This is a genomic window from Pseudomonas sp. HMSC065H01, from assembly GCF_001815235.1.
GTDB classification, from domain to species: Bacteria; Pseudomonadota; Gammaproteobacteria; order Pseudomonadales; family Pseudomonadaceae; genus Pseudomonas; species Pseudomonas aeruginosa.
In genome coordinates this window covers 78467-100291 of the sequence record NZ_KV819899.1, presented here as the reverse complement: position 1 = coordinate 100291, position 21825 = coordinate 78467, and the positions used below count along the sequence as shown (strand labels likewise).

Below are 21825 nucleotides of genomic sequence, written 5' to 3'. Positions count from 1 at the left end.
GATCGCGGCTACGGGATTGCCAGTGATGGAGCCGAGTGGAGGAAACCGCACTCGGGCGACCATTGCGTCGCGGGCCATGCTGCGCGATAGCCTCGTACGCTAGGGAAGTACAACTTGGCTGGGAACGACGGTGCCGGGTCATCGAAGGGGGGATGACACTACAGGGATCGGGATGCGCGGGCATCGACCTATGCATGAGTACCGTCGGCCACGCCAGGGGCGTCAGCAGGGCTTTCCGTGCGAGGTCGATTGCGCAACAGGCGTTTCCAGAGCTTGCCGAACTGCTGGTGCAGCTCCGGATTTTCCAGTTCGCCCAGGCCTTTGCGCGCGATTACCACGATATCCCAGCCAGCCAGGGTTTCCTGGTTATGGCGGAACGATTCGCGGATCAGGCGTTTGAGGCGATTGCGCTGGACGGCGAGCTTGACGTTCTTCTTGCCGATCACCAGGCCCAGGCGGGGGTGATCGAGACCGTTCTCGCGCGCCAGCAGCAGGACGTGCTTGCCGGGGACCTTGCCGGTCGGAGAGTCGAAGACTGCGCTGAATTGCCGGGCTGTCAGTAGACGCTTGTCCCGGTCGAAGTCCCGACTCACCACCCGTACCGGATAAATCAGACGGTCAGACGCTTACGGCCTTTGGCGCGACGACGCGACAGAACCTGACGGCCGTTCTTGGTGGCCATACGGGCGCGGAAACCGTGGACGCGAGCGCGCTTGAGGGTGCTGGGTTGGAAAGTACGTTTCATGATTCGGTACCTGGGTTGACGACTTGAGGTCGCAGTGACCCCGTTTAAAGAGACCGGCGATTCTAGTGAAATCGAACGGGCAGGTCAATTTCCAACCAGCGATGACGTAATAGATAGATACAAGGAAGTCATTTTTCTTTTAAAGGATAGAAACGGTTAATACTCTTGCGACGGCGCTTTTCTGTGCATAACTCGACAAAGCCCAGCAACTGCGTGTTTCTCCGGCAGGCAAAAGGTTGTCGAGAACCGGTGTCGAGGCTGTTTCCTTCCTGAGCGAAGCCTGGGGATGAACGAGATGGTTATCCACAGCGGTTTTTTCCACACGGCTGTGCGCAGGGATGTACCCCCTTCAAAGCAAGGGTTATCCACAAAGTCCAGGACGACCGTCCGTCGGCCTGCCTGCTTTTATTAAGGTCTTGATTTGCTTGGGGCCTCAGCGCATCGGCATGTGGATAAGTCCGGCCCGTCCGGCTACAATAGGCGCTTATTTCGTTGTGCCGCCTTTCCAATCTTTGGGGGATATCCGTGTCCGTGGAACTTTGGCAGCAGTGCGTGGATCTTCTCCGCGATGAGCTGCCGTCCCAACAATTCAACACCTGGATCCGTCCCTTGCAGGTCGAAGCCGAAGGCGACGAATTGCGTGTGTATGCACCCAACCGTTTCGTCCTCGATTGGGTGAACGAGAAATACCTCGGTCGGCTTCTGGAACTGCTCGGTGAACGCGGCGAGGGTCAGTTGCCCGCCCTTTCCTTATTAATAGGCAGCAAGCGTAGCCGTACGCCGCGCGCCGCCATCGTCCCATCGCAGACCCACGTGGCTCCCCCGCCTCCGGTTGCTCCGCCGCCGGCGCCAGTGCAGCCGGTATCGGCCGCGCCCGTGGTGGTGCCACGTGAAGAGCTGCCGCCAGTGACGACGGCTCCCAGCGTGTCGAGCGACCCCTACGAGCCGGAAGAGCCCAGCATCGATCCGCTGGCCGCCGCTATGCCGGCCGGAGCCGCACCTGCGGTACGCACCGAGCGCAACGTCCAGGTCGAAGGCGCGCTGAAGCACACCAGCTATCTCAACCGTACCTTCACCTTCGAGAACTTCGTCGAGGGCAAGTCCAACCAGTTGGCCCGCGCCGCCGCCTGGCAGGTGGCGGACAACCTCAAGCACGGCTACAACCCGCTGTTCCTCTACGGTGGCGTCGGTCTGGGCAAGACCCACCTGATGCATGCGGTGGGCAACCACCTGCTGAAGAAGAACCCGAACGCCAAGGTGGTCTACCTGCATTCGGAACGTTTCGTCGCGGACATGGTGAAGGCCTTGCAGCTCAACGCCATCAACGAATTCAAGCGCTTCTACCGCTCGGTGGACGCACTGTTGATCGACGACATCCAGTTCTTCGCCCGTAAGGAGCGCTCCCAGGAGGAGTTCTTCCACACCTTCAATGCCCTTCTCGAAGGCGGCCAGCAGGTGATCCTCACCAGCGACCGCTATCCGAAGGAAATCGAAGGCCTGGAAGAGCGGCTGAAATCCCGCTTCGGCTGGGGCCTGACGGTGGCCGTCGAGCCGCCGGAACTGGAAACCCGGGTGGCGATCCTGATGAAGAAGGCCGAGCAGGCGAAGATCGAGCTGCCGCACGATGCGGCCTTCTTCATCGCCCAGCGCATCCGTTCCAACGTGCGTGAACTGGAAGGTGCGCTGAAGCGGGTGATCGCCCACTCGCACTTCATGGGCCGGCCGATCACCATCGAGCTGATTCGCGAGTCGCTGAAGGACCTGTTGGCCCTTCAGGACAAGCTGGTCAGCATCGACAACATCCAGCGCACCGTCGCCGAGTACTACAAGATCAAGATATCCGATCTGTTGTCCAAGCGGCGTTCGCGCTCGGTGGCGCGCCCGCGCCAGGTGGCCATGGCGCTCTCCAAGGAGCTGACCAACCACAGCCTGCCGGAGATCGGCGTGGCCTTCGGCGGTCGGGATCACACCACGGTGTTGCACGCCTGTCGTAAGATCGCTCAACTTAGGGAATCCGACGCGGATATCCGCGAGGACTACAAGAACCTGCTGCGTACCCTGACAACCTGACGCAGCCCACGAGGCAAGGGACTAGACCATGCATTTCACCATTCAACGCGAAGCCCTGTTGAAACCGCTGCAACTGGTCGCCGGCGTCGTGGAACGCCGCCAGACATTGCCGGTTCTCTCCAACGTCCTGCTGGTGGTCGAAGGCCAGCAACTGTCGCTGACCGGCACCGACCTCGAAGTCGAGCTGGTTGGTCGCGTGGTACTGGAAGATGCCGCCGAACCCGGCGAGATCACCGTACCGGCGCGCAAGCTGATGGACATCTGCAAGAGCCTGCCGAACGACGTGCTGATCGACATCCGTGTCGAAGAGCAGAAACTTCTGGTGAAGGCCGGGCGTAGCCGCTTCACCCTGTCCACCCTGCCGGCCAACGACTTCCCCACCGTAGAGGAAGGTCCCGGCTCGCTGAACTTCAGCATTGCCCAGAGCAAGCTGCGTCGCCTGATCGACCGCACCAGCTTCGCCATGGCCCAGCAGGACGTGCGTTACTACCTCAACGGCATGCTGCTGGAAGTGAACGGCGGCACCCTGCGCTCCGTCGCCACCGACGGCCACCGACTGGCCATGTGCTCGCTGGATGCGCAGATCCCGTCGCAGGACCGCCACCAGGTGATCGTGCCGCGCAAAGGCATCCTCGAACTGGCTCGTCTGCTCACCGAGCAGGACGGCGAAGTCGGTATCGTCCTGGGCCAGCACCATATCCGTGCCACCACTGGCGAATTCACCTTCACTTCGAAGCTGGTGGACGGCAAGTTCCCGGACTACGAACGCGTACTGCCGCGCGGTGGCGACAAGCTGGTGGTCGGTGACCGCCAGCAACTGCGCGAAGCCTTCAGCCGCACCGCGATCCTCTCCAACGAGAAGTACCGCGGCATTCGCCTGCAGCTTTCCAACGGTTTGCTGAAAATCCAGGCGAACAACCCGGAGCAGGAAGAGGCCGAGGAAGAAGTGCAGGTCGAGTACAACGGCGGCAACCTGGAGATCGGCTTCAACGTCAGTTACCTGCTCGACGTGCTGGGTGTGATCGGTACCGAGCAGGTCCGCTTCATCCTTTCCGATTCCAACAGCAGCGCCCTGGTCCACGAGGCCGACAATGACGATTCTGCCTATGTCGTCATGCCGATGCGCCTCTAATCACACTGAATGTCCCTGACCCGCGTTTCGGTCACCGCGGTGCGCAACCTGCACCCGGTGACCCTCTCCCCCTCCCCCCGCATCAACATCCTCTACGGCGACAACGGCAGCGGCAAGACCAGCGTGCTCGAAGCCATCCACCTGCTGGGCCTGGCGCGTTCATTCCGCAGTGCGCGCTTGCAGCCGGTGATCCAGTACGAGGAAGCGGCCTGCACCGTATTCGGCCAGGTGATGTTGGCCAACGGCATCGCCAGCAACCTGGGGATTTCCCGTGAACGCCAGGGCGAGTTCACCATTCGCATCGATGGGCAGAACGCCCGAAGTGCGGCTCAATTAGCGGAAACACTTCCACTGCAACTGATCAACCCGGACAGCTTTCGGTTGCTCGAGGGAGCGCCGAAGATCCGCCGACAGTTCCTCGATTGGGGAGTGTTCCACGTGGAACCTCGGTTTCTGCCCGTCTGGCAGCGCCTGCAGAAGGCGCTGCGCCAGCGGAACTCCTGGCTCCGGCATGGTAAACTGGATCCCGCGTCGCAAGCGGCCTGGGACCGGGAATTGAGCCTGGCCAGCGATGAGATCGATGCCTACCGCAGAAGCTATATCCAGGCGTTGAAACCGGTATTCGAGGAAACACTCGCCGAATTGGTTTCACTGGATGACCTGACCCTTAGCTACTACCGAGGCTGGGACAAGGACCGGGACCTCCTGGAGGTTCTGGCTTCCAGCCTGTTGCGCGACCAGCAGATGGGCCACACCCAGGCGGGACCGCAGCGTGCGGATCTTCGCATACGGTTGGCAGGTCATAACGCCGCGGAGATTCTCTCGCGCGGTCAGCAGAAGCTGGTGGTATGCGCCCTGCGCATCGCCCAAGGCCATCTGATCAATCGCGCCAAGCGCGGACAGTGCGTCTACCTGGTGGACGACCTGCCCTCGGAATTGGATGAGCAGCATCGAATGGCTCTTTGCCGCTTGCTTGAAGATTTGGGTTGCCAGGTATTCATCACCTGCGTGGACCCGCAACTATTGAAAGACGGCTGGCGCACGGATACGCCGGTATCCATGTTCCACGTGGAACATGGAAAAGTCTCTCAGACCACGACCATCGGGAGTGAAGCATGAGCGAGAACAACACGTACGACTCTTCCAGCATCAAGGTGCTGAAGGGGCTGGATGCCGTACGCAAGCGCCCCGGCATGTACATCGGCGACACCGACGATGGCACCGGTCTGCACCACATGGTGTTCGAGGTGGTGGATAACTCCATCGACGAAGCGCTGGCCGGTTACTGCAGCGAAATCAGCATCACCATCCATACGGATGAGTCGATCACTGTCCGCGACAATGGACGCGGTATTCCGGTGGATATCCACAAGGAAGAAGGGGTTTCTGCGGCGGAAGTGATCATGACCGTCCTCCACGCCGGCGGCAAGTTCGACGACAACACCTACAAGGTGTCCGGCGGCTTGCACGGTGTGGGCGTCTCGGTGGTGAACGCGCTGTCCCATGAACTGCGCCTGACCATCCGTCGCCACAACAAGGTCTGGGAACAGGTCTACCACCACGGCGTTCCGCAGTTCCCACTGCGCGAAGTGGGCGAGACCGATGGCTCCGGCACCGAAGTTCACTTCAAGCCGTCCCCGGAGACCTTCAGCAACATCCACTTCAGTTGGGACATCCTGGCCAAGCGCATCCGCGAGCTGTCCTTCCTCAACTCCGGCGTCGGCATCCTGCTGCGCGACGAGCGTACCGGCAAGGAGGAGCTGTTCAAGTACGAAGGCGGTCTGAAGGCCTTCGTCGAGTACCTGAACACCAACAAGACCGCGGTGAACGAGGTATTCCACTTCAACGTCCAGCGTGAAGAGGACGGCGTGGGTGTGGAAGTCGCCTTGCAGTGGAACGACAGCTTCAACGAGAACCTGCTCTGCTTCACCAACAACATCCCGCAGCGTGATGGCGGCACCCACCTGGCCGGTTTCCGTTCGGCGCTGACGCGTAACCTGAACAACTACATCGAGGCCGAAGGCCTGGCGAAGAAATTCAAGATCGCCACCACCGGCGACGATGCCCGCGAAGGCCTCACCGCGATCATCTCGGTGAAGGTACCGGACCCGAAGTTCAGCTCGCAGACCAAGGACAAGCTGGTCTCCTCCGAGGTGAAGACTGCGGTGGAACAGGAGATGGGCAAGTACTTCGCCGACTTCCTGCTGGAGAATCCCAACGAAGCCAAGGCCGTGGTCGGCAAGATGATCGACGCCGCCCGTGCCCGCGAGGCCGCGCGCAAGGCGCGCGAGATGACCCGCCGCAAGGGCGCGCTGGACATCGCCGGCCTGCCCGGCAAACTGGCCGATTGCCAGGAAAAGGACCCGGCGCTCTCCGAACTGTACATCGTGGAGGGTGACTCCGCGGGCGGTTCCGCCAAGCAGGGCCGCAATCGCCGGACCCAGGCGATCCTGCCGCTCAAGGGCAAGATCCTCAACGTCGAGAAGGCACGCTTCGACAAGATGCTCTCCTCCCAGGAGGTCGGTACGCTGATCACCGCCCTGGGCTGTGGCATCGGCCGCGAGGAATACAACATCGACAAGCTGCGCTACCACAACATCATCATCATGACCGATGCTGACGTCGACGGTTCGCACATCCGCACCCTGCTGTTGACCTTCTTCTTCCGCCAGATGCCCGAGCTGATCGAGCGTGGCTACATCTACATCGCCCAGCCCCCGTTGTACAAGGTCAAGCGCGGCAAGCAGGAGCAGTACATCAAGGACGACCAGGCCATGGAAGAGTACATGACCCAGTCGGCCCTGGAAGACGCCAGCCTGCACGTCAACGAGCACGCTCCGGGCCTGTCCGGAGCAGCGCTGGAGAAACTGGTCAACGAGTATCGCGGGGTGATCGCCACCCTCAAGCGCCTGTCGCGCCTGTACCCCCAGGAGCTGACCGAGCACTTCATCTACCTGCCTACCGTGTCGGTGGACGACCTGGCTAACGAGTCGGCCATGCAGGGCTGGTTGGAGAAGTTCCAGGCGCGCCTGACCGCCGCCGAGAAGTCCGGCCTGACCTACAAGGCCAGCCTGCGCGAAGACCGCGAGCGCCACCTGTGGCTGCCCGAGGTGGAACTGGTGGCCCACGGCCTGTCCAGCTACGTCACCTTCAACCGTGACTTCTTCGCCAGCAATGACTACCGCTCGGTGTCGCTGCTCGGCGACCAGCTGAACAGCCTGCTGGAAGACGGCGCCTACGTGCAGAAGGGTGAGCGCAAGCGCCCGATCAGCGCCTTCAAGGACGGCCTGGACTGGCTGATGGCCGAAGGTACCAAGCGCCACAGCATCCAGCGATACAAGGGGCTGGGCGAGATGAACCCTGAGCAGCTGTGGGAAACCACCATGGATCCGAACGTCCGGCGCATGCTCAAGGTGACCATCGAGGACGCCATCGCCGCCGACCAGATCTTCAACACCCTGATGGGCGATGCCGTGGAGCCGCGCCGCGACTTCATCGAAAGCAACGCGCTGGCGGTATCGAACCTGGACGTGTGACGGGTCGGCAGACCGACCCTCATGGAAACCCCGGCCTGGCGCCGGGGTTTTCTTTTTGCGCCAGGTAGCCTGGATATGTGCCGTGCCAAGGTGTGGCCGAGCCCCGGTTGCTCGCCAGCATTGGCACCCTGGACCCAGGCCTCCTGGCGGCGTGGCACCGCTTCTGTGGGCAGCGGTCGCCGGTCGGTTCGGTCGATCGTTTCCAGCCGGCCTTGCTTTGCGCCTCGCGTGAAAACAAGAAGCCCCGCTATGGCGGGGCTTCTTTTATCGAATCGGCGCACAGTGCGCCTTGCAGGGGGCTTTGCGGCCCTTCACGAGACCACCGACGGCTCCGGATGGCTGACCCGCTGCTGGATGGGGCTGATCTCGGCCATGGTCTCGCTGACCCAGGCTTCGGCGCGCTGGTTTAGCTCGGCGATGGCGCGCGGGCCTTCGCCTTCGGCGTGCATCGCCGGGCCGATCACCACCTGGATGGTGCCCGGGTACTTGGCCCAGCCGGCCTTGGGCCAATACTGCCCGGCGTTGTGGGCGATCGGCAGTACCGGTAGCCCGGCGTTGACCGCCAGGGCGGTGCCGCCGCGGGAGAACTTGCCCATCTGCCCCACCGGAATACGCGTGCCTTCCGGGAAGATCAGCACCCAGGCGCCTTTCTTCAGGCACTCGTCGCCCTGCTTGGCCAGTTGCTTGAGGGCCAGCTTCGGCTGGCTGCGGTCGATGGCGATGGGCTTGAGCAGGGCCAGGGCCCAGCCGAAGAACGGCACGTAGAGCAGCTCGCGCTTTAGTACCTGGCTGAGTGGCTCGAAGAAGCCGGAGAGGAAGAAGGTTTCCCAGGTGCTCTGGTGCTTGGAGAGGATCACGCAGGGCTTTTCCGGGATGTTCTCCAGTCCGCGCACCTCGTAGCGGATGCCGGCGACCACGCGGGTCAGCCAGATCGCGAAGCGGCACCAGTTCTGTACCACGAAGCGGTAGCGGGCGCGGAACGGCAGGATCGGCGCGATGAAGAAGCTGAGGGTGCCCCAGACGAACGCGCTGGCGGACAGCAGCAGGTAAAAGAGGACGGTTCTGATGGCCTGCACTGTCGACATGTATTCTGACCTTACTGAAGTAATGCGCTGGCGACTGCCGCCAGATCGTCGAATATCAGGGTGCCCTCTGGCAAGGGCTTGCCCAGCGTACGTACACCTTTTCCGGTCTTTACCAACACCGGCTGACAATCGACGGCCCGCGCCGCCTCCAGGTCACCGATGCTGTCGCCGACGAACCAGATACCCGACAGATCGACCCCGTAGTACTCGCCGATCTGCCGCAGCATACCCGGCTTCGGCTTGCGGCATTCGCAGCCGTCGTCCGGTCCATGCGGACAATAGACGATGAGGCCGACCTCGCCGCCCTGCTCCGCGACCAGTTCGCGCAAGCGCGCATGCATGGCCTCGAGCACCGCCAGGTCGTAATAGCCACGGGCGATGCCGGACTGGTTGGTAGCCACCGCGACGGTCCAGCCGGCCTTGCTCAGGCGGGCGATGGCCTCGATCGAGCTGGGGATGGGGATCCACTCGTCGAGGGTCTTGATGTAATCGTCGGAGTCGAGGTTGATGACTCCATCGCGGTCGAGAATCAGCAGGGAACGGGACATCGATGCGCAGTTGGCCATGAACGGAAAGGATCGATTCTACCTCAGCCAGCCGGAGCATCGCGGATGGATCGACGAGCCCCCTACGCTGGACAATCTGTACTAGATTCAATAATGGCAATGGAATGGCAATCCCAGGCCAGGGAGTCATTTGGCACGCAGCAGTGGGTGTCTCGGAGTACGTGCGAACCCCTTGGCGGGTGGATCACCGGAGTAACGCAGTAAGCGCCTATCGCATGCCAGCACGGCCGACCGGCCGTGTTTCCACCACAGGTGGAGCGGGCATGACGACGGGGAGTTCCGGGGCGTCTGCCCGTTCCCAAGGACGGTAACCGTGAAACGCCTGAAAAAGACACTGCACCTTTCAAGCTTGTCCCTCGCTTCCCTGGCTCTTTCTTCCGCCGCCCTGGCGGCCGCTCCGGTCATGCTCGACCAGGGCAAGGAATGGACCGAAAGCCACCGCCAGGACTTCTACAGCCGCGACCAGGGCTCGCAGGTGATGCCCCTGCCCTGGCTCAAGGCGTTGCGACAGCCGGATGGAACGCCTTTCCTCGCCGACAGCCTGGCCCGCTACGGCTATTTGCCCAACCCCAAGGCGCCCGCGGAAGGCCTGCCGGTGGGCTTCACCGTAGCCGGCACGGGCGCCCGGCAGATGGTCGGCATGACCTGTTCGGCCTGCCATACCCGGCAGATCGAGGTGAAGGGCACTGCCTATCGGATCGACGGCGGTCCGGCGATCGTCGACTTCCAGGCATTCCTCGCCGACCTCGATCGGGCCGTGGGACCGCTGACCAGCGATGACGCCGCCTTCGACGCCTTCGCCAAGCAGATCCTCGGGGCCAATCCGCCTCCCGGTGCGCGCGACGCTCTGCTCGCGGCGGTGAAGGAATGGTACGAGCCCTATCACACGCTGATCGAGCGCGCGCTGCCCAAGGACACCTGGGGACCGGCGCGGCTGGACGCGGTATCGATGATCTTCAACCGCCTTACCGGGCTGGATATCGGCACCGCGCCGCCCTACTTGATTCCCGACAACATCAAGGCGGCGGATGCGCCGGTGCGCTATCCGTTCCTGTGGAACGCGGCGCGGCAGAACAAGACCCAGTGGCCCGGCTTCGCCGCCAACGGCAACGACCTGCTCGGCCTGGCGCGCAATGTCGGCGAGGTCTACGGGGTGTTCGCCACCTTCCACCCGCAGAAGAGCAAGTTCCACCTGCTGGGCATGGACTACCTGAAGATCAACTCGGCCAACTTCCACGGTCTGGGCAAGCTGGAAGACCTGATCAAGAAGATCGGCCCGCCGAAGTGGCCCTGGGCGGTGGACAAGCACCTGGCCAGGAAAGGCGCGCTGATCTTCGCTCGCAAGACCGACGAAGGTGGCTGCGTGGAGTGCCACGGCATCCGGATCAAGGACCTGGTGCTTTGGGACACTCCGCTGAGGGACGTCGGCAGCGACAGCCGCCAGCACGCCATCCTCGATGGCCAGGTGCAGACCGGCGTGATGGAGGGCGCGCGGATGCCGTTCGGCCAGCCGCTGAAGGCGACCGACGGAGCCTTCGATGTACTCGCCGTAGCGGTGGCCGGTTCGATCCTGCAGCACTTCGTGCCGATCCTCGGTGAGAAGCACGATGCCAAGGCGGCGGCGGTCAAGCCGGAAAGCGTGATGACCGACGAAACCCGGCAACTGCTGACCGCCTTCCAGAAGCCGGTGCGTACCCAGGCCGACCCCTACCCCTACGAGTCGCGGGTCCTGCAGGGGATCTGGGCAGCGGCGCCGTACCTGCACAACGGCTCGGTGCCGACCCTGGAAGAGTTGCTGAAGCCGGCCGCGGAGCGGGTGGAATCCTTCCCGGTGGGCTCGGCCTACGACGTGGACAAGGTCGGCCTCGCCGCCCAGCAGACCCAATTCGGCAGCTATGTGCTGAAGACCACCGGCTGCGAGCAGCGTGATTCCGGCAACAGCCGCTGCGGCCATGAGTACGGCACCAGCCTGTCGGCCGAGGAGAAGCGCGCGCTGCTGGAGTATCTGAAGGTCCTGTAGTGAAAAAGGCCCGGTGTCGCGAGGACGCCGGGCCTTTTCTTCGAGGCGGGACTGGCTCAGCCGAGCAGCGAGATGTCCGCCACCCCGAGGAACGACCCGCGCAGCTTGGCCAGCAGCGCATAGCGGTTGGCGCGCACCGCCGCGTCGTCGACATTGACCATCACATCGGCGAAGAACGTATCCACCGGCTCGCGCAAGGCCGCCAGGCGGGCCAGCGCGGCGCGATAGTCGCGTGCCGCTGCCAGCGGCGCGACTTCGCTTTCGGCGTTCGCCACGGCGCTGCCCAGGGCCTTCTCGGCGGCTTCCACCAGCAGGCTGGCATCCACGTTAGGCGGAACCTCGTCCTCGGACTTGGCGAGAATATTCGACACCCGTTTGTTCGCCGCGGCCAGGGCCTCGGCTTCAGGCAACTGGCGGAAGGCCTGGACGGCCTGTACGCGCTGGTCGAAGTCCAGCGGCGAGCTTGGCTTGAGTGCGCGCACCGACTGGTACACGGCCACGTCCACGCCTTCGTCCTCGTAGCGCGCGCGCAGGCGGTCGAACACGAAGTCCAGCACCTGCTCGGCCAGGCCGGCGGCCTTGACCTTGTCGCCGTATTGCTCGACGGCGGCGTTGACCGCGGCTACCAGGTCCAGGTCGAGCTGCTTCTCGATGAGGATGCGCAGCACGCCCAGCGCAGCGCGGCGCAGTGCGTAGGGGTCCTTGCTGCCGGTGGGAAGCATGCCGATGCCGAAGATACCGACCAGGGTATCGAGCTTGTCGGCCACCGCCACGGCGGCGCCGGTCAGGGTCGAGGGTAGCTCGGCGCCGGCGCCGCGCGGCATGTACTGCTCGTTGAGGGCCAGGGCGACGTCTTCCGCTTCGCCGCCGTGGGTGGCGTAGTAGTAGCCGGCGATGCCCTGCATTTCGGGGAACTCGCCGACCATCTCGGTCGCCAGGTCACACTTGGACAGGATGCCGGCGCGCGCGGCGTTCTGCGCATTGCCGCCTATACGTTCGGCGATGTAGGCGGCCAGGCCGGAGACGCGCTGGGCCTTCTCGAACACGGTGCCGAGCTGGGCCTGGAACACTACGTTGCGCAGGCGCTCATTGAAGCTTTCGAGCGGCTGCTTCTTGTCCTGCTTGAAGAAGAACTCGGCGTCGGTGAGGCGCGGGCGAACCACCTTCTCGTTACCGCTGACGATGTTCTCCGGCGCCTTGCTCTCGACGTTGGCGACGGTGATGAAGCGCGGCAGCAGCTTGCCGTTGGCGTCCAGCAGGCAGAAGTATTTCTGGTTGTCCTGCATGGTGGTGATCAGGGCTTCCTGCGGGACCTCGAGGAAGCGCTCCTCGAAGGAGCAGACCAGCGGCACCGGCCACTCGACCAGTGCAGTCACTTCGTCGAGCAGGCTCGGCGGCACGATGGCGCTGCCCTGTTGCTCGGCGGCCAGTTCGGCCACGCGCTTGGCGATCAGCTCGCGGCGCTCGGCGAAATCGGCCAGCACATGAGCGCCGCGCAGGTCTTCCAGATACGCTGCCGGGCTGGAAATACGCACATTGTCCGGATTGTGGAAGCGGTGGCCACGGGATTCGCGCCCGGCTTTCTGGGCGAGGATCTCGCACTCGACCACGTCGTCGCCGAACAGCATCACCAGCCATTGGGTCGGACGCACGAACTCCTCGCGGCGAGCTGCCCAGCGCATCCGCTTGGGAATCGGCAGTTCGTTCAACGAGGCCTCGACGATGCCCGGCAGCAGGCCGGCGGCCGGTTGGCCGGCGATGGTCTGGCTGAAGCGCAGCTTCGGACCGCTCTTGTCGATCTGCTGCAGATCCACGCCGCACTTCTTGGCGAAGCCCAGGGCGGCCTGGGTCGGGTTACCGCTGGCGTCGAAGGCGGCCTGTAGCGGCGGACCGTCTAGGTTGACGGTACGGTCGGGCTGCTGCACGGCGAGTTGCTCGACCAGCACGGCGAGACGGCGCGGCGCCGCATAGAAACGCGCAGCGGCATAGCTCAGACCGGCAGCCTTGAGGCCCTTCTCGATACCGCTGAGGAAGGCTTCGCCGAGGCTGTTGAGGGCTTTTGGCGGCAGCTCTTCGGTGCCCAGTTCGACCAGGAAATCCTTGGCGCTCATCATTCGGCCTCCTTCAGCTTGGCCAGTACTTCGTCACGCAATTCGGGGGTGGCCATGGGGAAGCCGAGGCGCGCGCGGGCCTGCAGGTAGCTCTGCGCCACGGCGCGGGCCAGGGTACGCACGCGAAGGATGTAGCGCTGGCGCTCGGTGACCGAGATGGCGCGCCGCGCATCCAGCAGGTTGAAGGTATGCGAAGCCTTGAGGACCATCTCGTAGGTCGGCAACGGCAGCTCCAGCGCGATCAGGCGGTTGGCTTCGCTTTCGTAGAAGTCGAACAGTTCGAACAGCTTCGGCACGTTGGCGTGCTCGAAGTTGAAAGTGGATTGCTCCACCTCGTTCTGGTGGAACACGTCGCCATAGGTGACCTTGCCGAACGGGCCGTCGGTCCAGACCAGGTCGTAGACCGAGTCCACGCCCTGCAGGTACATGGCCAGGCGCTCCAGGCCGTAGGTGATCTCGCCGGTGACCGGATAGCACTCGATGCCGCCGACCTGCTGGAAGTAGGTGAACTGGGTGACTTCCATGCCGTTCAGCCAGATTTCCCAACCCAGGCCCCAGGCGCCGAGGGTCGGCGACTCCCAGTTGTCCTCGACGAAGCGGATGTCGTGGACCAGCGGGTCGATGCCGATGGCTTTCAGCGAGCCGAGGTACAGCTCCTGGAAGTTCTCCGGGTTCGGCTTCAGGACCACCTGAAACTGGTAGTAGTGCTGCAGGCGGTTGGGGTTCTCGCCGTAGCGGCCGTCGGTGGGGCGGCGGCTCGGCTGGACGTAGGCGGCGTTCCAGGTCTCCGGGCCGATGGCGCGGAGGAAGGTGGCGGTGTGGAAGGTGCCGGCGCCCACTTCCATGTCGTAGGGCTGCAGCACCACGCAGCCCTGCTCGGCCCAGTAGTTCTGCAGGGCGAGAATCAGGTCTTGGAAGGTGCGCACGGCGGGCGTAGTCTGGCTCACGAAATTCACCTGTGCTGAGGCTTCGATACAAAACGCGGAAGTATACCCGATTCCCGCGCCGCCTCGCCCGCCCCCCCGATCCCTGGAAAACCACGGAAAGCCTTATGCCACGCTGCTTCTGGTGCAACGACGATCCCCTCTACATGGCCTACCACGATGAGGAGTGGGGTGTGCCGCAGCGCGATCCCGACGCGCTGTTCGAACTTCTGCTGCTGGAGGGCTTCCAGGCCGGATTGTCCTGGATCACCGTGCTGAAGAAGCGCGAGCGCTACCGCGAGGTGCTGTTCGGCTTCGACGTGCAGCGGGTGGCACAGATGAGCGACGCGGAGATCGACGAACTGATGCTCGACCCCGGCATCATTCGCAATCGGGCCAAGCTCAACGCTGCGCGGCAGAACGCCCAGGCCTGGCTGGAGCTGGACGACCCGGCTGGGTTCCTCTGGTCCTTCGTCGGCGGCCAGCCGAAGATCAACCATTTCGCCGGTCGCGCCGAGGTGCCGGCGATTACCCCGGAAGCCGAGGCCATGAGCAAGGCGCTGCGCAAGGCCGGCTTCAACTTCGTCGGGCCGACCATCTGCTACGCCTTCATGCAGGCCAGCGGCATGGTCATGGACCATACCCAGGACTGCGACCGTTACGCCCAACTCGTCGGCTAGCCGGGCGCTCCCTGACGGATGCGTTCGGATGTTCCACGTGGAACATCGGCGCGCAGCATAGCTGGTCGCCCCGCTTCCTTGGCTGCCGCCCTCGCCTTCTTCCTGGCGTACAATGCGCGTTCGAGTCGAGCGAGGAGTGTTTCGTGGAGAAATTCAAAGGTGCCCTGGTGGTGGGGGCCCTACGCCTGTTCGCGTTATTGCCCTGGCGTGCCGTGCAAGGCGTCGGGGCCGGCATAGGCTGGCTGATGTGGAAATTGCCGAATCGATCCCGCGAGGTAGTGCGGATCAACCTGTCCAAGTGCTTCCCCGAGTTGTCTGAAACCGAACTGGAAAAGCTGGTCGGACAAAGCCTGATGGATATTGGCCGGACCCTCACCGAAAGTGCCTGCGCCTGGATCTGGCCGCCTGAAAAGTCGCTGAGATACATCCGCGAGGTCGAAGGCATGGAGGTGCTGGAGGAAGCGCTGGCTTCCGGCGATGGCCTGGTCGGCATTACCAGTCACCTGGGAAACTGGGAAGTACTCAACCACTTCTATTGCTCCTACGCCAAGCCGATCATCTTCTACCGTCCGCCCAAGCTGAAGGCAGTGGACGAGTTGCTGAAGAAGCAACGCGTGCAATTGGGCAATCGCGTCGCACCTTCCACTCCGGAGGGTATCCTCAGTGTCATCAAGGAAGTGAAGAAAGGCGGTTGCGTAGGGATTCCCGCCGACCCCGAGCCCGCGCGTACCGCTGGGCTCTTCGTGCCCTACCTGGGCACCACTGCATTGATCAGCAAGTTCGTCCCGCAGTTGCTTTCACGCGGCAAGGCGCGTGGAGTGTTCTTCCATGCGGTGCGCCTGCCCGATGGTAGCGGTTACAAGGTGATCCTCGAAGCGGCTCCGGCGGACATGTACGACAAGGACCTGGAAGTGTCTGTAGCAGCCATGAGCCGCGAGTTGGCGAAGTATGTACGAGCCTATCCCAGCCAGTACATGTGGAGCATGAAGCGCTTCAAGAACCGCCCGGATGGCGAGAAAAAATGGTATTGAGGAAAGGGCGTCGGAAGACGCCTTTTTCATATCCGGGTACTATGCTCAGCTCTGCCGCCTCCTCCGCAGGTCCCGAGGGACTCGATGGATAATCAACGACAATACCCACGAACCCCGCTCAAGTGCCGAATCCGTATCAGTCACCCGTTATTTGGCGAGCTGATGGCGCAGACACGCGACCTCTCCGACACCGGGGTCTATGTCAAACACCCGGATCTGACCCAGCTCCCAACAGGCAGTGTCGTTACTGGCCAGGTACAGGATCTGCCGATCGACGCGCCGATCCTGCAGATGGAAGTCGTGCGAGTCGATGCGGAAGGCGTCGGCCTGCGCTTTCTCAGCGAAGCCTGAACGGTGATGTTCCACGTGGAACCCCAGGCATGAGCCACTGATCACAGAGTGGGCGAAACCGCTGCCGGTTATCGGCTAGAATGCGCGCCGCTCGGCATGGTGCCGGGCATGGGTTCCCTCACCCCATCGCGCAAAAAGGACAGCACATGTCAGCCTCTTCTCCGGCGGCCTGGCGCGGCACCCTGGCCGGCCTGATCGCCTTCCACATCTTCATCATCATCGCCAGCAACTATCTGGTGCAGTTGCCGATCACCCTATTTGGCTGGCACACCACCTGGGGCGCCTTCAGCTTTCCGTTCATCTTCCTGGCTACCGACCTCACCGTGCGCTTGCTGGGCAAGGGCCCTGCCCGGCTGGTCATCGCCCGGGTCATGATCCCGGCGTTGATCGCCTCCTACGTGGTCTCGGTGTTGTTCCAGGAAGCGGCGTTCCGTGGTTTCTCCGCGCTGCTGGAGTTCAACACCTTCGTCGCACGGATATCCCTGGCAAGCTTCCTCGCCTATGTGCTCGGGCAGATCCTCGACATCCAGGTATTCGACCGCCTCCGTCGTTCCCGGCACTGGTGGACCGCGCCAGTCGCCTCGACCATCCTCGGCAACCTGCTGGACACCTTCACCTTCTTCTTCGTGGCGTTCTGGCGTAGCGACAATCCGTTCATGGCGCAGCACTGGGTGGAAATCGCCACGGTGGACTACGGAGTGAAGCTGAGTATCAGCCTTCTGCTGTTCGTGCCGCTCTACGGCATGCTACTCAACGGCATCCTGAAGATGCTGCCGGGGCGGCCGCAGAGCAACGCTTGAGGCTTATCGAGGCAATCTGGAGGAAGGGCGCAACGGCCGTGACCGTTGCGCCCTTCTTCATTCAGGAGGTGGTAGCCCGGTGCGCGGCCGTGAGCAGCGTCAGGGCATCGCCGCCGAGCGTGACCAGGATGTGCGCCACGCGCTGAATGGGAACGCCCTGCCCTGTCCGCACTTCGATCCTTTCCAAGGCATGGAGGAGGCCGAGGAGAGCCCTGAGGCGCTCCTGTACGGATTCGAGCATCTCATTGGCGGAGGCGTTCCGGTGAACGTAGAGAATCGCTTGCTCGTATGGGTATTCGACATAGGACGGGACTGAACGCTCTTGCTTCGACATGTTGGCTCCGGAAAAGTAGTTGAAGTCAGGTGTCGCGTTCGGGCTTTGACCGAAGCGATGAGTCGAAGCTAGAGGGCCGGCAGTGGTCGCTCAATGGGGTGTTGGGCGTTCGGGATGCAGGCTACATCGTTGACAGAAGTTGCCTACGAATGTGTGGAACAGGTCTTTGTAAAAGTGTCGTCGGGGCGTGCTCGAACCGTTCTGCCAGCGCTCGATGAGCACGCCCGACCCGTCTGCCGGAACTCCGGCCGGCGGGTGGCGAGAACGCGCTGCGCAAGCCTTGGCCGGACGCTCAGGTTCTCGCCCTGTCGAGCTTGCGCAGGAACACCGTCATTTCCTTTTCGGCCTGCTTGTCGCCATGCGTCGCGGCAGTTGCCAGGCCCTGCTCCCAGGCCTGCCGGGCGCCCGCGAGATCGCCGGCAGCCTGGCGCGCCTTGCCCAGCAGCTTCCAGCCGGCGGAATACTTCGGGTCCTGCTCTACGCAGCGCTGGAGGTGTTCCGCCGCGCGTTCGGCGTCGCCCGCGTCCAGGTAGCCCTTGCCCAGGCCGAAGCGCAGCAGCGCATTGTCCACGCCTTTGGCCAGCATCTTTTCCAGACCTTCGATCATCATCCTGCCCTCTTCCAACGATGTCGGCCATTGTGCCCGGCTCCGGCCAGGCTTTGCACGGAACAGAGGGATTCGGCCGTTGCGAAGGAGGCACGCGGCCCCTTGGTGTTCGTAGGCCGAAGCCCTATCGCCGTTCGCGATAGGGCGTGCCTCAGAAGAACGTCAGGCCGGCCTGGAACAGTCGCTCGACGTCGCGGATGTATTTCTTGTCGACCAGAAACAGCAGCACGTGGTCGCCGCTCTCGATGCGGGTGTCGCCATGGGCGATCAGCACTTCCTCGTCGCGCACCAGCGCGCCGATAGTGGTGCCCGGCGGCAGCTTGATCTCGTTGATCGAGCGACCGATCACCTTGCTCGACTTGGCGTCGCCATGGGCTACCACTTCGATCGCTTCGGCTGCGCCGCGGCGCAGCGAGTGTACGCTCTCGATGTCGCCGCGGCGAACGTGGGCCAGCAGGGTGCCGATGGTCGCCAGTTGCGGGCTGATGGCGATGTCGATCTCGCCGCCTTGCACCAGGTCGACATAGGCCGGGTTGTTGATCAGGGTCATCACCTTGCTCGCGCCGAGCCGCTTGGCCAGCAGCGAGGACATGATGTTGGCCTCGTCGTCGTTGGTCAGGGCGAGGAACACGTCGGTCTCGCCGATGTTTTCCTCCAGCAGCAGGTCGCGGTCGGAAGCGCTGCCGTTGAGCACGATGGTGCTGTCCAGGGTATCCGAGAGGTGCCGGCAGCGCAGCGGGCTGCGCTCGATGATCTTTACCTGGTAGCGGCTCTCGATGGCCTCGGCCAGGCGCTCGCCGACATTGCCGCCGCCGGCGATGATGATCCGCTTGTAGCTGTCGTCGAGCCTGCGCATCTCGCCCATTACCGCGCGGATATGGGCCTTGGCGGCGATGAAGAAGACTTCGTCGTCGGCCTCGATCACCGTGTCGCCCTGGGGAATGATCGGCCGGTTGCGGCGGTAGATCGCGGCGACGCGGGTATCCACGTTCGGCATGTGCTCGCGCAGCTGGCGCAGCTCCTGCCCTACCAGAGGGCCGCCGTAGTAGGCCTTGATCCCGACCAACTGCGCCTTGCCCTCGGCGAAGTCGATGACTTGCAGCGCGCCGGGGTGTTCGATCAGGCGCTTGATGTAGTTGGTGACCACCTGCTCCGGGCTGATCAGCACGTCCACCGGGATCGCCTCGTTGTCGAACAGCCCGGTACGGGTCAGGTAGGCCGGCTCGCGGACGCGGGCGATCTTGGTCGGGGTGTTGAACAGGGTGTAGGCGACCTGGCAGGCGACCATGTTGGTCTCGTCGCTATTGGTCACCGCCACCAGCATGTCGGCGTCGTCGGCGCCGGCCTGGCGCAGCACCGTGGGGAACGAGGCCTTGCCTTGCACGGTGCGGATGTCGAGGCGGTCGCCGAGGTCGCGCAGGCGGTCGCCGTCGGTGTCGACCACGGTGATGTCGTTGGCTTCGCTGGCCAGGTGCTCGGCCAGTGTGCCGCCGACCTGGCCGGCACCGAGGATGATGATTTTCATGGCAGGAAACGGCTCGTCAGGTTTCGATCAACGGGCGGATATCTTGATCAGCTTGGCATAGTAGAAGCCATCGTGGCCCTCCACCTGCGGCAGCAACTGGCGGCCGTGGGGCTGTTTCATGCCCCAGGGGCCGGGAAGGTCCAGTTCGCGGGCGCCGGGCGTGCGGGCGAGGAAGGCGGCGATGCTGTCGCTGTTTTCCGCCGGCATCACCGAACAGGTGGCGTAGAGCAGTACGCCACCGACTTCCAGGGTAGGCCACAGCGCGTCGAGCAATTCACCCTGCAGGTGCGCCAGGGCGGCGATGTCTTCCGGCTTGCGCGCCAGCTTGATGTCCGGGTGGCGGCGGATCACCCCGGTGGCCGAGCACGGCGCGTCGAGGAGGATGCGCTGGAACGGCTTGCCGTCCCACCACTCCCCGGTGGCCCTGGCGTCGGCGGCGACCAGGCTGGCTTGCAGGCCGAGCCGCTGGAGGTTTTCCCGGACCCTTACCAGGCGGCTCTCCTCGAGGTCGACGGCGACCACTTCGGCCAGTTCCGGCTGGGTTTCCAGCAGGTGGCAGGTCTTGCCGCCAGGCGCACAGCAGGCGTCGAGGACACGCTGGCCGGGCGCGCTTTCGAGCAGCTCGGCGGCCAGTTGCGCGGCTTCGTCCTGGACGCTGACGCGGCCCTCCGCGAAGCCCGGTAGTTCGCGCACGTCGCGCGGCGCGGCGAGCTGGATGCCGTCGCGGCTGTAGTCGCAGGCGCGGGCCTCGATTCCGGCTTCGGCGAGTTCGGCCAGGTAGGCATCGCGCTCGCCGTGGCGCCGATTGACCCGCAAGGTCATCGGCGGGTGTGCGTTGTTCGCTGCGCAGAGCGCGTCGAGCTGCTCCGGCCAGGCCTGCTTGAGCGCTTTCAGCAGCCAGCGCGGATGTCCCAGGCGCGCTGAGGGATCGCGGTCGACCTCGGCCAGCAGCGTCTCGCCTTCGCGCTGCGCGCGGCGCAGCACGGCGTTGAGCACGCCCTTGGCCCAGCCCTTCTTCAGCTTGTCGGCGCAGCCGACGGTCTCGCCGATCGCGGCGTGCGGCGGAATCCGCGTGTAGAGCAACTGGTAGAGGCCGATCAGCAGCAGGGCGTGGATATCGGTGTCGGCGGCCTTGAACGGCTTCTGCAACAGGCGCGCGGCCAGGGCCTGCAGGCGCGGTTGCCAGCGCGCCGCGCCGAAGGCCAGCTCCTGGGTCAGGCCGCGATCGCGCGGGGCGACCTTGTCCAGTTGCGGCGGCAACGCGCCAGACAGCGAGGCGCGTCCGGCGAGCACCGCGGCCAGCGCCTGGCAGGCGGCGAGACGCGGGTTCATTGGCCGAGCACCTGGCCGGCGGCGAATTGCTCGCGGCGGCTGTTGTAGAGGTCGGCGAAGGCCAGTGGCTTGCCGCCCGGCACTTGCAGGCGGGTCAGGCGCAGGGCGCCTTCGCCGCAGGCGACCAGCAGGCCGTCGCGACTGGCCTCGAGGATGGTTCCGGGCGCCCCGCTGCCCTGCCCCAGGCTGGCGCCGAGGACTTTCAGCGGAGCATCGGCGAGGCTGGTGTGGCAGACCGGCCAGGGGGTGAAGGCGCGGACCTGGCGCTCCAGTTCGACGGCCGGACGGCTCCAGTCGAGGCGTGCCTCGTCCTTGTTCAGCTTGTGCGCGTAGGTGGCCAGGGCGTCGTCCTGGATCTCGCCATGCAGGGTGCCGGCGGCCAGGCCGGCGATGGCTTCGACCACCGCTTTCGGGCCGAGCGCGGCGAGCCGGTCGTGCAGGCTGCCGCCGGTGTCCGCGGCGGAAATCGGCGTGCTCACCTTGAGCAGCATCGGGCCGGTGTCGAGCCCTGCTTCCATCTGCATCACGGTGACGCCGCTCTCCGCGTCGCCGGCTTCCACCGCGCGCTGGATCGGCGCGGCGCCGCGCCAGCGCGGCAGCAGCGAGGCGTGGCTGTTGATGCAGCCCAGGCGCGGGATATCGAGTACCGCCTGGGGCAGGATCAGGCCATAGGCGACCACCACCATCAGGTCCGCGCGCAGGGCCGCCAGCTCCGCCTGGGCCTCGGCATTACGCAGGCTCTGCGGCTGCATGACCGGCAGGCCATGCTCCAGGGCCAGGTTCTTCACCGCGCTGGGCATCAGTTTCTGCCCGCGGCCGGCCGGCCGGTCAGGCTGGGTGTAGACGGCGACGATCCGATGTGGGGTGTCGAGCAGGGCCTTGAGATGCTCGGCGGCGAATTCCGGGGTTCCGGCGAAGACGATGCGCAATGCTTGGCTCATGCGGGGCTCGCTAAAAGAAAAAGGCTTGCCGGGGCA

Annotated in this window: 19 protein-coding genes and 1 pseudogene; 9 read left to right on the top strand and 11 right to left on the bottom strand. The window is 64.2% G+C overall.

Annotation, left to right across the window (positions count from 1 at the left end; all coding sequences use genetic code 11):
* Positions 1-188 precede the first annotated feature (188 nt).
* On the bottom strand, positions 189-596 hold the full coding sequence (gene rnpA / locus HMPREF3014_RS19320) for a ribonuclease P protein component (protein ID WP_003100251.1): 408 nt from the start codon (positions 594-596) through the stop codon (positions 189-191).
* A 14-nt stretch (positions 597-610) separates the two neighbouring features.
* Positions 611-745 carry a 50S ribosomal protein L34 gene (gene rpmH / locus HMPREF3014_RS19315; RefSeq protein WP_003100258.1) on the bottom strand — a complete coding sequence of 45 codons (135 nt, stop codon included), beginning with the start codon at positions 743-745 and terminating at the stop codon, positions 611-613.
* A 525-nt stretch (positions 746-1270) separates the two neighbouring features.
* Between rpmH and dnaA the strand changes: the two genes are divergently transcribed.
* From dnaA to gyrB, 4 genes and pseudogenes are all read left to right on the top strand, one after another.
* A complete protein-coding gene (gene dnaA, locus HMPREF3014_RS19310) occupies positions 1271-2815 on the top strand; it encodes a chromosomal replication initiator protein DnaA (protein WP_003109151.1) in 1545 nt (514 codons plus the stop codon).
* A gap of 28 nt (positions 2816-2843) precedes the next feature.
* Entirely contained in the window at positions 2844-3947 is a 1104-nt protein-coding gene (dnaN, locus tag HMPREF3014_RS19305) for a DNA polymerase III subunit beta (RefSeq protein ID WP_003097262.1), read from the top strand.
* 9 nt (positions 3948-3956) lie between these two features.
* Positions 3957-5059, top strand: a pseudogene (gene recF, locus HMPREF3014_RS19300) (DNA replication/repair protein RecF).
* Between the two features lie 3 nt (positions 5060-5062).
* Positions 5063-7483 carry a DNA topoisomerase (ATP-hydrolyzing) subunit B gene (gyrB, locus tag HMPREF3014_RS19295; protein WP_003097268.1) on the top strand — a complete coding sequence of 807 codons (2421 nt, stop codon included), beginning with the start codon at positions 5063-5065 and terminating at the stop codon, positions 7481-7483.
* A 311-nt stretch (positions 7484-7794) separates the two neighbouring features.
* Here the strand turns inward: gyrB and HMPREF3014_RS19290 are convergent, their stop codons facing one another.
* Positions 7795-8568, bottom strand: coding sequence for a lysophospholipid acyltransferase family protein (locus HMPREF3014_RS19290; protein ID WP_003100265.1), 774 nt, complete (start codon positions 8566-8568; stop codon positions 7795-7797).
* Between the two features lie 11 nt (positions 8569-8579).
* On the bottom strand, positions 8580-9116 hold the full coding sequence (gene gmhB, locus HMPREF3014_RS19285; RefSeq protein WP_023086853.1) for a D-glycero-beta-D-manno-heptose 1,7-bisphosphate 7-phosphatase: 537 nt from the start codon (positions 9114-9116) through the stop codon (positions 8580-8582).
* 331 nt (positions 9117-9447) lie between these two features.
* On the opposite strand from gmhB, the gene HMPREF3014_RS19280 reads away from it, so the two are divergent.
* Positions 9448-11154: a di-heme-cytochrome C peroxidase gene (locus HMPREF3014_RS19280; protein ID WP_003111371.1), complete on the top strand. Its 1707-nt coding sequence runs from the start codon at positions 9448-9450 to the stop codon at positions 11152-11154.
* A gap of 56 nt (positions 11155-11210) precedes the next feature.
* Here HMPREF3014_RS19280 and glyS read toward each other — a convergent pair whose 3' ends face one another.
* Together glyS and glyQ are read right to left on the bottom strand one after the other, a co-directional pair.
* Positions 11211-13265, bottom strand: coding sequence for a glycine--tRNA ligase subunit beta (gene glyS / locus HMPREF3014_RS19275; protein ID WP_003100271.1), 2055 nt, complete (start codon positions 13263-13265; stop codon positions 11211-11213).
* Positions 13265-14212, bottom strand: a complete 948-nt coding sequence (gene glyQ, locus HMPREF3014_RS19270) for a glycine--tRNA ligase subunit alpha (protein WP_003097276.1) — start codon at positions 14210-14212, stop codon at positions 13265-13267. Before glyQ ends, glyS begins: the two co-directional genes overlap by 1 nt.
* Before the next feature lie 104 nt (positions 14213-14316).
* Here glyQ and HMPREF3014_RS19265 point away from each other — a divergent pair, with 104 nt between their 5' ends.
* The 4 genes from HMPREF3014_RS19265 (at position 14317) to HMPREF3014_RS19250 (ending at position 17050) form a co-directional block, all read left to right on the top strand.
* Entirely contained in the window at positions 14317-14868 is a 552-nt protein-coding gene (locus HMPREF3014_RS19265) for a DNA-3-methyladenine glycosylase I (RefSeq protein WP_003097280.1), read from the top strand.
* Between the two features lie 143 nt (positions 14869-15011).
* The gene (locus HMPREF3014_RS19260; protein ID WP_003097282.1) at positions 15012-15899 is read left to right on the top strand and encodes a lysophospholipid acyltransferase; all 888 of its coding nucleotides are present in this window, start codon (positions 15012-15014) and stop codon (positions 15897-15899) included.
* Positions 15900-15983: 84 nt separating this feature from the next.
* Positions 15984-16250 carry a PilZ domain-containing protein gene (locus tag HMPREF3014_RS19255; RefSeq protein ID WP_003114645.1) on the top strand — a complete coding sequence of 89 codons (267 nt, stop codon included), beginning with the start codon at positions 15984-15986 and terminating at the stop codon, positions 16248-16250.
* 146 nt (positions 16251-16396) lie between these two features.
* The gene (locus HMPREF3014_RS19250) at positions 16397-17050 is read left to right on the top strand and encodes a 7-cyano-7-deazaguanine/7-aminomethyl-7-deazaguanine transporter (protein WP_003097286.1); all 654 of its coding nucleotides are present in this window, start codon (positions 16397-16399) and stop codon (positions 17048-17050) included.
* Between the two features lie 61 nt (positions 17051-17111).
* On the opposite strand, the gene HMPREF3014_RS19245 is transcribed toward HMPREF3014_RS19250, so the two are convergent.
* The 5 genes from HMPREF3014_RS19245 to fmt form a co-directional block, all read right to left on the bottom strand.
* Positions 17112-17384, bottom strand: a complete 273-nt coding sequence (locus HMPREF3014_RS19245) for a hypothetical protein (protein WP_003107049.1) — start codon at positions 17382-17384, stop codon at positions 17112-17114.
* Between the two features lie 292 nt (positions 17385-17676).
* On the bottom strand, positions 17677-17994 hold the full coding sequence (locus tag HMPREF3014_RS19240; protein WP_003120685.1) for a tetratricopeptide repeat protein: 318 nt from the start codon (positions 17992-17994) through the stop codon (positions 17677-17679).
* A gap of 148 nt (positions 17995-18142) precedes the next feature.
* Positions 18143-19516 (bottom strand): Trk system potassium transporter TrkA, encoded by a 1374-nt coding sequence (gene trkA / locus HMPREF3014_RS19235; protein ID WP_003107053.1) that lies wholly within the window; start codon positions 19514-19516, stop codon positions 18143-18145.
* Positions 19517-19543: 27 nt separating this feature from the next.
* Positions 19544-20848: a 16S rRNA (cytosine(967)-C(5))-methyltransferase RsmB gene (gene rsmB, locus HMPREF3014_RS19230; RefSeq protein ID WP_003122291.1), complete on the bottom strand. Its 1305-nt coding sequence runs from the start codon at positions 20846-20848 to the stop codon at positions 19544-19546.
* Positions 20845-21789 (bottom strand): methionyl-tRNA formyltransferase, encoded by a 945-nt coding sequence (gene fmt, locus HMPREF3014_RS19225; protein ID WP_017001989.1) that lies wholly within the window; start codon positions 21787-21789, stop codon positions 20845-20847. Before fmt ends, rsmB begins: the two co-directional genes overlap by 4 nt.
* Between the last annotated feature and the right edge of the window lie 36 nt (positions 21790-21825).

Excerpts from the sequence above, each read along its gene's own strand:
- rpmH (WP_003100258.1), bottom strand. The coding sequence starts at position 745 with ATGAAACGTACTTTCCAACCCAGCACCCTCAAGCGCGCTCGCGTCCAC.
- rsmB (WP_003122291.1), bottom strand. The coding sequence starts at position 20,848 with ATGAACCCGCGTCTCGCCGCCTGCCAGGCGCTGGCCGCGGTGCTCGCC.
- HMPREF3014_RS19255 (WP_003114645.1), top strand. The coding sequence starts at position 15,984 with ATGGATAATCAACGACAATACCCACGAACCCCGCTCAAGTGCCGAATC.
- HMPREF3014_RS19250 (WP_003097286.1), top strand. The coding sequence starts at position 16,397 with ATGTCAGCCTCTTCTCCGGCGGCCTGGCGCGGCACCCTGGCCGGCCTG.
- HMPREF3014_RS19290 (WP_003100265.1), bottom strand. The coding sequence starts at position 8,568 with ATGTCGACAGTGCAGGCCATCAGAACCGTCCTCTTTTACCTGCTGCTG.
- fmt (WP_017001989.1), bottom strand. The coding sequence starts at position 21,789 with ATGAGCCAAGCATTGCGCATCGTCTTCGCCGGAACCCCGGAATTCGCC.
- HMPREF3014_RS19240 (WP_003120685.1), bottom strand. The coding sequence starts at position 17,994 with ATGATGATCGAAGGTCTGGAAAAGATGCTGGCCAAAGGCGTGGACAAT.
- HMPREF3014_RS19245 (WP_003107049.1), bottom strand. The coding sequence starts at position 17,384 with ATGTCGAAGCAAGAGCGTTCAGTCCCGTCCTATGTCGAATACCCATAC.
- glyS (WP_003100271.1), bottom strand. The coding sequence starts at position 13,265 with ATGAGCGCCAAGGATTTCCTGGTCGAACTGGGCACCGAAGAGCTGCCG.
- trkA (WP_003107053.1), bottom strand. The coding sequence starts at position 19,516 with ATGAAAATCATCATCCTCGGTGCCGGCCAGGTCGGCGGCACACTGGCC.
- dnaN (WP_003097262.1), top strand. The coding sequence starts at position 2,844 with ATGCATTTCACCATTCAACGCGAAGCCCTGTTGAAACCGCTGCAACTG.
- HMPREF3014_RS19265 (WP_003097280.1), top strand. The coding sequence starts at position 14,317 with ATGCCACGCTGCTTCTGGTGCAACGACGATCCCCTCTACATGGCCTAC.
- gmhB (WP_023086853.1), bottom strand. The coding sequence starts at position 9,116 with ATGTCCCGTTCCCTGCTGATTCTCGACCGCGATGGAGTCATCAACCTC.
- gyrB (WP_003097268.1), top strand. The coding sequence starts at position 5,063 with ATGAGCGAGAACAACACGTACGACTCTTCCAGCATCAAGGTGCTGAAG.